This is a genomic window from Methylocapsa sp. S129 (genome assembly GCF_009765995.1).
Classification (GTDB): domain Bacteria; phylum Pseudomonadota; class Alphaproteobacteria; order Rhizobiales; family Beijerinckiaceae; genus Roseiarcus.
The window spans coordinates 68,426-81,388 of record NZ_LMUI01000030.1 but is presented as its reverse complement, the minus strand read 5'-3'; the positions used below and the strand labels follow the sequence as shown (position 1 = coordinate 81,388).

Genomic DNA, 12,963 nt, shown 5'->3' with positions numbered 1-12,963 from the left:
GCGGGGGAGGGGGCTCATCGGCGCTCCAGGAGTCTGGCGGCCAGTTCAGGCGATGTCGACGAGACATGGCGATTGGCGAGCGATGCCCGCGGTTTGCCTTGGCTTGCCGCGCGCGAGAAGTCATCCTCTCTTGCTTTGTGACCGGGCGTCGTCGTAAATGCGCGGGGGTATGGGCTGGGCGGATGAATAACAGATGGGTGTTGCCCGTCGCTGCGGGCATGGCGATGTGCTCGCTGAGCGCGCGAGCGCAAACGCCTGCGCTCGCCCTCGTCCCCAATCCGGGCCTGATCAACAATCAGAACCAGCAAAACCAGCAGCAGCTTGAACAGAAGAACGCCTTGCCGCAAGTGCCGGCCGTTCTTGCGCCGCCCTCCGCCCAAGGCAATGTCGTCATCCCCGGCGGGCCGACTTTCGTTTTGCGCGGCGTCGTTCTCGACAAGTCGCAGTTTCTGTCGCAGCAAGAACTGGACGCCATCACCGCCAAATATGTGGGAACGCGCGTCGATATCGCCGGCATCCAGCGCATGCTGAAGGAGATCAATGATCTCTACGCGCAAAAGGGGATCGTGACGGCGGCGGCCTATCTGCCGCCGCAGAAGCTGAAGAGCGGCATTGTCCAGATCAAAATCGTGGAGGGCCGGCTCGGCAAGATCAAAGTCACGGGCGCCAATGTGCTGTCGAACGACTTCGTCCTGTCCCATATCGATCAGAAGGCGGGCGAGGTCGTCGATGTGCCCAAGGTCACGCAGGACCTGGCGTTCTTCAACAAGACCGGGGTGGCGCGCATTCAGGCCCTCATGCAGCCGGGCGCGCAGTTCGGGCTGACGGACGTCGAACTGGCGGTGACCGAGCCGCCGCAAAACCTCGTCCAGGTCTTTGTCGACAATCAGGGGGTGCCTTCGGTCGGGCAACTCGAAATGGGCGCTCTTCTCCAGCGCTACGCGCCTCTGGGCCTTGACGACAAGCTGACGCTCTATGCCGTCAAGTCGCAGGGCAATGTCAGCGGCAACATCGCCTATAACATTCCCTTCAATCCCTGGGGCGGACGCGTTGGCGTGAGTTTTTCGCGCGGGGCGATCGATGTCGTCTCCGGGCCCTATAAGACGCTCGACGTGACGGGCGAGTCGGAGGTCATGGCCCTCAATGCGAGCCAGCCGCTGTTCGCCAATTCGGAATGGCTGTTTCTTGTCAACGCCTCCGTATCGCATGACATTTCTTTGTCGGAACAGACCGATGTGCGCGTCACCGGCGATCGCACGACCCTGGAAACGGGCGGCTTCACGTTCGGCTATACGGGAGGGAGCTTTTCGGCGAGCGTCTCGCCCACGGTCTCGAACGCGCATTCCTACAGCGGCATTTCCGGTCTGAACAACAATTTCGTGCTGCAGGGCGGGACGTTCAATTCGACGGCGCAATTGCCGCTAGGCTTCAATGCGACGCTCGGGGGCGCCTGGCAGGCCGCGTCGAAAGAGCTGCTGCCGGGCGACCAATTGTTCCAGGTCGGCGGCCCGACGACGGTTCGCGGCTATCCCGCCAATTCGGTGGCGGGACCAGACGGCTATTACGGCAATCTGGAGCTGCACCATGCGGCGCCCATTCTCGGCGCCAGCGTCGACGCCTATGTTTTTTACGATCATGGCGCCGTCTACAATCACTTTCCGGCCATTCAGAACCTGGATTCGACGGGCCTGGGGTTTTCGTGGTCGTTGAGCAAATATTTCGTCGCCGAAGTCAGCGCCGGATTCCCCCTCGATAGAGTCGTTGACCCCCAGGCCCCCTATCAAATCTATTTCAGACTCACCGCTAAATTGCAGTGATGGCGGGGCGAAGGTTCAGCGCGGCAATCATCGCTGGTTGACGCCTAATCTGTTTGGGGAAGCGCCGGCCGTGTTCGACGTGGCCGCCACGATGCCGGCGGCTGCGATATTCGCGCAAATGCTGGCGAGTATCGGCAGCAAGTAGCTGTGGCTGATGTCGAAGGCGAATCCAGCCGCGCTGGGGCCTACCAGGGTGCCGAACGCCACGCTCGTGTAGAGGATGCCAATGACGGCGCTGATATTGCGTCCGCCGAAATAATCCATGACGAGCGCCGGAAGCAACGCAACGAATCCGCCATAGAACACGCCGTAGGCGAACGCAAAGGCGGCGAGCCCCCAGAATGCGGTCGAGAACGCCCAGACGGCCAGGGCGAGCGCCATGCCCGCAAACATGACCAACAGCGCGCGTTGACGACCCATCCGGTCGGCCAAGCCGCCGAGAAAAAAGCGTCCGGCGGTGCTTCCAACGCCAATCACGCCCAGCAGCAGGACAGCCGAAGACTGCGGAACGCCGTGATCCAACGCATAAGGGACGAGATGAACGAAAGGGACGAATAGTCCGAACGAGCAAATCAAGCAGGCGGCGTAGAGGCCGATGAACCGCCGAGACTTTATCGCCTCCCGCACGGAAAAACCGGTCGGCGGAGCCAAATGCGCGCCCGACGGCGCGGGATCGCCGTCAGGATTTAAGCCCCGACTGCGCGGATCGTTTTCGATCAGCAGAGCCATTCCGACACCCGATATGACGGCAAGACAGCCGAGGATGAGATAAGCGTCGCGCCATCCCACAGCCTCAATGAAAAACGAGGCGAGCGGCGGCATGACGAGCGTGCCGACGCCAATCCCGCTGACGGCAAGTCCAGATGCGAAGCCGCGGCGTCGGACGAACCAGCGCTGCACCGCGCCCAAGGCCGGGACGTAAGCACAGCCGACGCCAAGTCCAACGCCGAGCCCGTATGCCGCGTAGACCTCCGCCAGGCTGCGCGCCATGCTCGCGGCGATTAGGCCCAATCCGACCAGGGCCATGCCGACGACCGCTAAGCGGCGGGAGCCCCATCGGTCGGCGAGCGGACCGCTGACGATTCCGAGGCCGAAGTAGAGAAAGCCGGCCAGCGAGAATACGAGAGAGACCGACCCGCGCGAGGCCGCGAAATCCCTCTGCAGGGATTCGACAAAGGCGCTGAAAGTATAGGCGCTTCCAAAGCCGACGAAGGTCACCGCAAACGCGCCGGCGACCACAAGCCAGCCGCGGAACAGGCGGGGTCTCGCCAGCACTGCGTCACGGCTCACCGCGGTCTCCTTCGCGTCGCATTGATGAAGCGGGATCGATGACCGACGCGGCCGCCAGAGACCCTCCCGCCAACCTGATGAAGGCGGAGCACGGATGTGGCGATTTGGAGCAATCTGTCCTCCCTTCTTTTAGATAAGATAAACTAATGTGACGAAGGCTTGCTCGGCGTAGTAGGATGATTTCATATCGCATCACATGTTGAACATCTTCCGAGAAGAGCCCGAGCGCAAGCCAGATATTCTGCATCGTTCAGATGAGATTAACTAAATGATTGACCGACTGCCGCCGCTGAATGCGTTGCGCGCCTACGAGGCGACCGCGCGCCATCTCTCCGTGAAGAACGCGGCGAAGGAGCTATACGTGACTCCGGGCGCGGTGAGCCAGATGCTCAAAGCGCTGGAGGCGCATCTTGGGGTCGCGCTGTTCCGCCGGGTGAACCGCGGCATTTTCCTGACTGAGGCCGGACAGAATTATCTGCCGCCGGTCCGCAACGCCTTCAGGCAGATCGCCGAGGCGACCCGGCGCGTGACGGTGAGCGCCGACACCGGCATACTGACCGTGAGCGTCACTTCGGGCTTCGCAGCGGGCTGGCTCGTGCCGCGTTTGAAGGATTTCCAGGACGCCTATCCAGAAATCGACCTTCAGGTGGCGACCGGCAAGGGGCTGGCGGATTTCTCACGCGACGGCGTGGATGTCGCGGTCCGTCATGGTCTGGGCCGCTACCCCGACCTATGCAGCGAGCGCGTTTTCGCGGTGGAGCTTGTCCCGGTCGCAGCCCCGACGTTGGTTGCGCGATTTGGCGCGCCGAAGACGCCCGCCGAATTGACGCGCTGGCCGCTGGCGCATGACGCCGGGCGCAAGGATTGGCAGCTCTGGTTCCAGGCGCAAGGGATCGACGAGGTCGGCGCGCCCCGTGGTTCCGCCTTTGACGATTCCAGCTTGCTGCTGAAGGCTGTGCTCGCAGGTCAAGGCGCCGGCCTGCTGCCAGCCGCCATGACGGCGCTCGATCTTGCCGAAGGACGGCTCGTTAAACTCGCGGAGATCGTCTGGCCTGAAGCCTTCGCCTATTATCTTGTTTACCCGGAAGCCAGCCGCGAGCGGCCGAAGGTCGCCGCCTTTCGCACATGGATTCTCAACGCGGCCGTTCAGGGGACGCCGCGCCGCGATGGCGGTCCGACGGATTGCCGTTGAGTCCTATTTATAATGCCGTCCAGCCCAAGCGACGCTATCGCGTCGCCGCTACGGTAGTGGCGTTGCGCATTCTCAACGAGTGGATTGTCTGAACAGTCCTGCACTGTTCCCGTCTGGAGAGATATCGATCACGCATCGTTGAGAGCCATCGCAAATTCTGCCGCTGCGCCCTGTCTCGAATATGGATCATGTGACAATGAAACGCATTTCATCGTCCTTCTGCGTCTCGCCAAATATACATTCGCCGCGCGCTCTCGCGAGCGTCAGCAAATGTCTGATTTTATGGGAAAATCTGGAGCGGGCGAAGGGATTCGAACCCTCGACCCCAACCTTGGCAAGGTTGTGCTCTACCACTGAGCTACACCCGCATCCACGACGGCACCGCCGCCAGCGGCGCTTATGCCGCAACCGCGCGCGGATTGCAACTGTCTCACGAAGACGTGTCGCGAACCCTCGATTTGGCGTGGTTGGATAATACCGTAAAGACAATGGCGTGAGTTGAAGTTTCTTTGCTGGCGTGCGATGCGAAAGAGTCTTTGCGAGGTCGTCTCATGAACGAAAACGTCGATCCCGCGCGGGTCGAGGCCAGGCCGCAATCTCCACAGCCGTCGACCCCGTCGCCGGCTTCGCCGCATGATGCGCCGGCTCCCCCGACGCCGCCCAAAAGCCGCCGTCTCGCAAAATGGTTGTTTGTGCTGGCGATCGCCGTCGCGTGCATTTTCGCCTGGCAACATTTCGAAGACATTGCGCCCACGCCGGATGTCGCCCCCAAGGGCGGGCGCGGCGCCGGCGGGGCGACGCAGACCATTCGGGACGCACAGGCGACTAAGGGCGACATTCCGCTCTATGTGAATGCGTTGGGCACCGTCACTTCGCTCGCCACCGTGACGGTTCGCACCCAGATCGCCGGGAATTTGCAGCAGATCGGCTTTGAGGAAGGCCAGATCGTCAAGGCCGGTGATTTTCTCGCGCAGATCGATTCGCGCCCTTATCAGGCGACACTGGCGCAGGCGCAGGGACAATTAGCCAAGGACACCGCGCTTCACGCGCAGGCGGTCGCCGATCTCGCCCGCTACGTGACCCTGGGCAAACAGGATTCGATCGCCACGCAGCAGATCGACGACCAGAAATTTCTGGTGGCGCAGGACTTGGCTGCGATGGCCACTGACCAGGCGCAGATCGACGCCGCCAATCTTAACATCACTTATTGCCGTATTGTCGCGCCCATCAGCGGCCGCGTCGGCCTGCGCCAGGTCGATCAGGGCAATTACGTCCAGGTTACGGACACCAATGGCATCGTGGTGATCACGCAAATTCAACCCATCAGCGTCATCTTCTCTACCCCGGAAGATAATCTGCCGCAGATCGCCGCGCGCATGAAGAGCGGCGCGACCTTGCCCGTGACGGTTTTCGACCGCGCCAATGTCGCGCAACTCGCGACGGGATCGTTGACCACCACCGACAACCAGATCGACACGACAACCGGCACATTCAAGCTGCGTGCGAGCTTCGCCAACGACGATGGCGCGCTATTCCCCAACCAATTCGTGAACACGCGCCTGCTGGTGGACACGCTGTCGGGCGCCGTTCTCGTGCCCAACGCGGCCGTTCAACTTGGTCCGAACGGCAATTTCGCCTATGTCGTCAAAGACGACGACACGGTCACCGTGCGCGCCATCAAGATCGGGCCGGCCGACTCCGGCAATACGGCGATTACGTCCGGTCTCGCGGTCGGCGACAAGGTCGTGACCGACGGCGCCGACCGGCTTCGCGAGGGCGCCAAGGTTACGGTGCGCAACACGCCCGCCGCCGGCGCCTCCACTTCTGGCGCTGCTGGCGCCGCGCCGCCATCGAGTTCGGGCGCGAGCGGACAAGGCGCCGCCGACCCGACCCAGGCCGGTCAGCATCAGCACAAACACCGCCAGAACCAGGACTCGGGCGCCGCTCCCTCGGGCAGCGCTCCCGCCGCAAGCCCACCCCCGTGACGCCCATGCAGCGGAAGGACGCCCCTTGAACCCTTCTCGCCTTTTCATCGAGCGGCCGGTTGCGACCTCGCTGCTGATGGTTGCGATTCTGCTGGTCGGAATCGTCGCCTACAAGTTCCTGCCGCTGTCGGCTTTGCCCGAAGTCGATTATCCCACGATCCAGGTGCAGACCTTCTATCCCGGCGCGAGCCCGGAGGTGATGACCTCCTCGATCACGGCGCCGCTGGAGCGGCAATTTGGCGAAATGCCCTCTCTCGCGCAAATGTCGTCGCAAAGTTCGGCGGGCTCCTCGGTCATCACCCTGCGCTTCACCCTCGACATCGGCATCGATATCGCCGAGCAAGAGGTGCAAGCGTCGATCAACGCGGCGGGCAACCTGCTACCAGCCGATCTGCCGGCGCCGCCGATCTACGCCAAGGTCAATCCGGCCGACGCGCCGATTCTCACGCTTGGCGTGACGTCGACAACCCTGAAGCTCACCGATGTCGAGGATATCATCGAAGGACGCATCGCGCAGAAGCTGGCGCAATTGCCCGGTGTCGGCCTCGTGTCGATTTCCGGCGGCCAGCGCCCCAGCGTGCGCATCCACGCCAATCCGCTCGCTCTGGGAGCCTATGGACTCAATCTCGACGATCTGAGAACGACGATCGGCAATCTCAACGTCAATACGCCCAAGGGCAATTTCGACGGGGCCTCGCAGTCGTTCTCGATCAACGCCAATGACCAGATCAAGAACGCGACCGACTATGTCGATTCGGTGGTTGCGTTCCGCAACGGCGCGCCGGTGAAACTTTCCGATGTCGCCACCGTCGAGCAGGCCCCGGAGAATGGCAAGCTCTCCGCCTGGATGAATGCGACCCCGGCGCTCATCGTCAACGTTCAGCGCCAGCCCGGCGCCAATGTCATTGCGGTTGTCGACAGCATCAAGGCGCTGCTGCCTTCCATCACCGCCGCGATTCCCTCTTCCATCACCATCACGCCGCTGACCGACCGCACGACAACCATTCGTGCCTCGGTCGAGGACGTGGAATTCGAGCTTTCGCTGGCGGTGGGCCTTGTCGTGCTGGTGATTTTCCTTTTCCTGCGCAATATCCCCGCGACCATTATTCCGAGCCTGTCCGTGCCGCTCTCGCTGGTCGGCACGCTGGCTATCATGTATCAACTCGGCTTCAGCCTCGACAATCTCTCGCTGATGGCCTTGACGATCGCCACCGGCTTCGTCGTCGACGACGCGATCGTTATGATCGAGAATATTGCGCGATTCCTCGAAATGGGCGAGACGCCGTTTCAGGCGGCGCTCAAGGGGTCGCAGCAGATCGGCTTCACCATCATCTCGCTGACGATTTCGTTGATCGCCGTGCTGATTCCACTGTTGTTCATGGGCGACGTCGTCGGCCGCCTGTTCCATGAATTTGCGATAACGTTGGCGGTGACGATCGTCATTTCGGCCATCGTGTCGCTGACGCTCGTTCCCATGCTATGCGCCAAGCTGTTGAAGCCTCAGGTTGCGGGCGAGCATAAGTCCTCCCACGCAAGCGGCGGACGTTTCTTCAAGTTCCTCGTGCGTCTTTATGGCAGCACCCTGAGTGTCGTTCTGGATCATCAGATCATCACGCTGATCGTAGCCCTGGCGACTTTCGTTGTGACCGGCTATCTCTACGTGGCCATTCCGAAGGGATTTTTTCCCATCCAGGACACCGGCGTCATCCAGGGCATCACCCAAGCCGCCCAGACCACCTCTTTTTCCGCGATGGCGCGCCACCAGCAAGATCTGGCCGACGTCATCCTCAAAGATCCGGATGTCGTGAGCCTGTCTTCCTTCATCGGCGTCGACGGCTCCAACGTTACGCTCAATTCCGGCCGCTTTCTCATCAATTTGAAACCGCATAGCGATCGCAAATTATCCGCTAGCCAGATCATCCGGCGCCTGCAGGCGGAGACGGCGCAAGTGTCGGGCGTCGCCCTGTTCATGCAGCCGGTTCAGGATTTGTCGATCGACACCACCGTCAGCGCGACGCAATATCAATTCACGCTCAGCAATCAGGATTTGGGCGTGTTGCAGACATGGACGCCGCAACTCTTGGCGCGGTTGCAAAAAACGCCGGAACTCGCCGACGTCGCGAGCGATATGCAACAAAGCGGGCTGTCCGCCTATCTCACCATCGATCGGCCGACCGCGGCGCGTTTCGGCATCACGCCGGCCACCGTCGACAGCGCGCTCTACGATGCGTTCGGCCAGCGCATCATCTCAACCATTTTCACTCAGTCGAACCAATATCGCGTCATTCTCGACGTCGATCCTTCCATGCAGCGCTCGGTGGATTCGCTAGGCTCGATCTATTTGCCTTCCTCAGCTTCGACCACAGGCCAGGTTCCGCTATCGGCGATCAGCCAGACCACGATCCAGCCTTCGCCTTTGCAAATTTCGCATTTGAGCCAGTCGCCGGTGACGACGATTTCGTTCAATCTCGCGCCCGGCGCATCGCTCGGCGCCGCGGTCGACGCGATTCTGGCGGCCGAGCGCGAGCTGAACCTGCCGGCGAGTTTTGCGACCGCCTTCCAGGGCGCCGCATCCGCGTTCCAATCGTCGCTGTCGAATGAACTGCTGTTGCTGCTCGCCGCCGTCGCGACGATGTATATCGTATTGGGCGTGCTCTATGAGAGCTTCATCCACCCCGTCACCATCCTGTCGACCCTGCCCTCGGCGGGCATCGGCGCGCTGCTGGCGCTGATGATCGCGGGAGCCGGCCTCGATGTGATCGGCATCATCGGCATCGTGCTGCTAATCGGCATCGTCAAGAAGAACGCGATCATGATGATCGATTTTGCGCTGGATGCGCAACGCAATGAAGGCAAGAACGCGCGCGACGCGATCTATCAGGCCTGCCTTTTGCGCCTCCGCCCCATTCTCATGACGACGATGGCGGCGATGTTTGGGGCGTTGCCGCTGATGCTGGGAACCGGCGTCGGCTCGGAACTGCGCCATCCGCTGGGCCTCGCGATTGTCGGCGGACTGGCGGTCAGCCAGGTTTTGACCCTGTTCACAACGCCCGTGATCTATCTCCTGTTCGAGCGCATCGGCACACGTCTTGGCGCCTCGGCGGCGTCCGGCGCCGTCGCGGCGGAGGCGCCGTGAACAATAGCATTTCCGCCTTTTTCATCCGTCGGCCGGTAGCGACGACGCTGCTGACCATCGGCATTGCGCTTGCTGGCGCTTTCGCCTTCCGCCTGTTGCCGGTCTCGCCGCTGCCTCAGGTCGATTTTCCGACCATTTCGGTGCAGGCGACGATGCCGGGCGCGAGCCCTGACAATATGGCCTCGAGCGTCGCCTCGCCGCTCGAGAAACATCTTGGCCAGATCGCCGACGTGACCGAAATGACGTCGCAGAGCGCTCTCGGCAGCGCACGCATCACCCTGCAATTCGGGCTTGACCGCGACATCAACGGGGCCGCGCGCGATGTGCAAGCGGCGATCAACGCGGCGCGCGCCGACCTGCCCACCAGCCTTCGCTCCAACCCGATCTATCGCAAGGTCAATCCGGCCGATTCGCCGATCATGATCATCGCGCTGACTTCGCCGACGCGCACGCAGGGCCAGCTTTACGACGCCGCGTCAAACGTGATGCAGCAGCGCCTGTCGCAACTCACCGGCATCGGCGAGGTCGATGTCGGCGGCAGCGCCTTGCCGGCGGTGCGCATCGAGTTGAACCCCGGCGCGCTCTTCAAATATGGCGTCGGCCTTGAGGATGTGCGCGCCGCGCTCGCATCCGCCAACGCCAATAGCCCGAAGGGCGCGATCGAGGACGACACGTTCCACTACCAGATATACACCAACGATCAGGCGAGCCACGCCGACCAATATCGCGACCTCGTTGTCGCCTACCGCAACAATGCGGCGATCAAACTGACCGACATCGGCGAGGTCAACGATTCGGTCGAGGATTTGCGCAACGCCGGGCTGTCCAACGGCAAGCCTTCGGTGCTCGTCATTCTTTTTCGTCAGCCCGGCGCCAATATCATCGACGCCGTCGACGCCGTTAAAGCTGAATTGCCGCGCCTCGCAGCGTCGCTGCCCGGCGACGTCGATCTGACGGTCACAGTGGACCGTTCCAAAACGATCCGCATCTCTTTGGCCGATACCGAGAAAACGCTGGTCATCTCGGTCGCCCTGGTCACGCTCGTCGTCTTCCTGTTCCTGCGCAATTTGCGCGCGGCTGCTATTCCCAGCATCGCTGTCCCGGTGTCGATCGTCGGCACCTTTGGCGCCATGTATCTCCTGGGTTTCAGCCTCGACAATCTGTCGCTGATGGCGTTAACGATCTCGACCGGCTTCGTCGTCGACGACGCCATCGTCGTGCTCGAAAACATCTCCCGCCACATGGAGCTCGGCGCGACGCGTATGGAAGCGGCGCTGGTGGGCGCGCGCGAAGTCGGCTTCACCGTTATTTCGATCAGCATTTCGCTGGTGGCGGTTTTCTTGCCCATTCTGCTGATGGGCTCGATCATCGGTCGTCTGTTCAGGGAATTTGCAATCACCCTGTCGATGGCGGTGGCGATTTCCCTGTTCATTTCGCTGACTGCGACGCCGATGATGTGCTCGCGTTTTCTACCCAATCCGGCCGACCATTCCAACGGCTGGTTGTACCGCGTGACCGAGCGCGGTTTCGACGCCATGCAGAACTTCTACCGCCGCACGCTCACCGTCGCGCTGCGGCATTCCCTGATCGTGGCGCTGGTGCTCATTTCGACGATCGGCCTGAATGTCTATCTTTTCGCGAATATCGCCTATGGCCTTTTTCCGGCCCAGGACACCGGCCTGTTGATCGGCAACATCCAGGGCGATCAGAGCATTTCGTTTCAGGCGATGAAGCTGAAACTCGCGCAACTGCAGTCGATCGTCCAGGCGGATCCGGCGGTCGACAGCGTCGCTGGCTTCACGGGCGGCCGGCAGACCAATTCCGGCTCCGTGTTTGTCTCCCTCAAGTCGGTCGCTGAGCGCGGGGTTTCCGCCGATGTGGTTGTCAACCGGTTGCGCGGCAAACTGGCTCAGGTTCCTGGCGCGGTCCTGCGCTTGCAGGCGGCCGCTGATTTGCGCACAGGCGGGCGGCAGAGCAATGCGATGTATCAATTCACATTGCAGAGCGACGACTCGGCGACGCTTTATCGATGGGCGCCCCGACTGACCGCGGCGATGCAGAAGATCGACGTGCTGACCGATGTCAATTCCGATCAACAACAGGGCGGCCTGCTGGCCGATCTCAATATCGATCGCCCGACGGTGGCGCGGCTTGGTCTCAGCCTGAACGCCATCGACAACACGCTTTACGACGCCTTCGGCCAACGGCAAGTGTCGACCATTTATGCGGCCCTCAATCAATATCACGTCGTGATGGAAGTGGCGCCGCGCTACTGGCAAGATCCGCAGACCCTGAAGGATATCTGGGTCTCGACCTCTGGCGCCAATCCTTCGGGAACGCAGAGCACTAACGCGACCGCCGGCACCTTTTCCGCTTCATCGGCGGCGACCAGCACGGCCTCGACGATCGCCGCCGATTCCGCGCGCAATCTGGCGATCAATTCGATCGCCGCGACCGGTCATTCCAGCGCCTCGGCCGGCTCCTCGGTGTCGACCAGCCAGGAGACGATGATTCCTCTGGCCGCCTTCGCTCATTTCGGATCCGCTTTGACGCCGCTGGGCATCAACCATCAAGGCCCGTTCGTCGCCACCACTATTTCGTTCAATCTCGCGCCCGGCCATGCGCTCAGCGAGGCGCAGCAGGCCATCAAGGATGCGATGGTCGATATTCGCATGCCTGCGACGGTCCGCGGTTCTTTTGCGGGAACGGCCCTGACCTATCAGCAATCCCTGGCTAACGAACCTTTGTTGATCGCCGCGGCGTTGGCGGCGGTCTATATCGTGCTCGGCGTCCTCTATGAGAGCTACATCCATCCGCTCACCATCATCTCAACCTTACCTTCCGCCAGCGTCGGCGCCCTGCTCGCAATGAAGATGTTCAACACGGAATTCACGATCATCGCCTTGATCGGCATCATTCTGCTGATCGGCATCGTCAAAAAGAACGCGATCATGATGATCGATTTCGCCCTGCAGGCGCAAAGGGCCGGCCTCGCGCCGCCCGAGGCGATCTTTCAAGCCTGCATGCTGCGTTTCCGGCCCATCATGATGACGACGTTCGCCGCCTTGCTTGGCGCGTTGCCGCTCGCTTTTGGAACCGGCGAAGGGTCCGAATTGCGTCATCCCCTGGGAATTTCGATCGTCGGCGGCCTGATCGTCAGTCAGGCGTTGACGCTCTACACGACCCCGGTCATTTATCTCTATCTCGATCGCCTCAGCCAATGGCTGGGCCGCCTCTGGAATCGCGTCTATCTGGGTCAGCCTGGCGACCATGGCGCTGCAGTGGAGCGGCACGAAGCTTAGTCGCTGAAGCGCTCACCGGGCCGCCATTCCATGTCGCCGGTAGCCAATCTTAACTCAAGGACGCATGAAGCAGCAGGCCCGCCGCGACAAGCCAGGGTCATTGTGATGGTGTCGACGGCGTCCACACCATCGCTGCGATGCCTCGGCGCGAAGTCGCGCGCCTACGAAGCAATCTGGGGCTGAGTGCGCGGGACGGCGCAGCCGTTTGACACGTAGCAGATGGCGGGCGCACCATCCACCT

The 12,963-nt window shown here is 61.8% G+C and carries 6 protein-coding genes and 1 tRNA gene; 5 read left to right on the top strand and 2 right to left on the bottom strand.

Going from position 1 to position 12,963, the window contains the following annotated elements:
* The first annotated feature begins 182 nt into the window (after positions 1-182).
* Positions 183-1,817, top strand: coding sequence for a ShlB/FhaC/HecB family hemolysin secretion/activation protein (locus GSQ90_RS18025; RefSeq protein ID WP_158816266.1), 1,635 nt, complete (start codon positions 183-185; stop codon positions 1,815-1,817).
* 27 nt (positions 1,818-1,844) lie between these two features.
* Here GSQ90_RS18025 and GSQ90_RS18020 read toward each other — a convergent pair whose 3' ends face one another.
* Positions 1,845-3,107: an MFS transporter gene (locus GSQ90_RS18020; RefSeq protein WP_210254926.1), complete on the bottom strand. Its 1,263-nt coding sequence runs from the start codon at positions 3,105-3,107 to the stop codon at positions 1,845-1,847.
* 268 nt (positions 3,108-3,375) lie between these two features.
* On the opposite strand from GSQ90_RS18020, the gene gcvA reads away from it, so the two are divergent.
* Positions 3,376-4,299 carry a transcriptional regulator GcvA gene (gene gcvA / locus GSQ90_RS18015; protein ID WP_158816265.1) on the top strand — a complete coding sequence of 308 codons (924 nt, stop codon included), beginning with the start codon at positions 3,376-3,378 and terminating at the stop codon, positions 4,297-4,299.
* 293 nt (positions 4,300-4,592) lie between these two features.
* Here the strand turns inward: gcvA and GSQ90_RS18010 are convergent.
* Positions 4,593-4,667, bottom strand: a tRNA-Gly gene (locus GSQ90_RS18010).
* Between the two features lie 183 nt (positions 4,668-4,850).
* On the opposite strand from GSQ90_RS18010, the gene GSQ90_RS18005 reads away from it, so the two are divergent.
* Genes GSQ90_RS18005 through GSQ90_RS17995 form a run of 3 tightly spaced genes read left to right on the top strand, consistent with a single transcriptional unit; the run spans position 4,851 to position 12,722 of the window.
* A complete protein-coding gene (locus tag GSQ90_RS18005; protein ID WP_158816264.1) occupies positions 4,851-6,284 on the top strand; it encodes an MdtA/MuxA family multidrug efflux RND transporter periplasmic adaptor subunit in 1,434 nt (477 codons plus the stop codon).
* 25 nt (positions 6,285-6,309) lie between these two features.
* Positions 6,310-9,420 carry a multidrug efflux RND transporter permease subunit gene (locus tag GSQ90_RS18000; protein ID WP_158816263.1) on the top strand — a complete coding sequence of 1,037 codons (3,111 nt, stop codon included), beginning with the start codon at positions 6,310-6,312 and terminating at the stop codon, positions 9,418-9,420.
* Positions 9,417-12,722, top strand: coding sequence for an efflux RND transporter permease subunit (locus tag GSQ90_RS17995; RefSeq protein WP_158816262.1), 3,306 nt, complete (start codon positions 9,417-9,419; stop codon positions 12,720-12,722). The genes GSQ90_RS18000 and GSQ90_RS17995 overlap by 4 nt, the downstream gene beginning before the upstream one ends.
* Positions 12,723-12,963 lie beyond the last annotated feature (241 nt).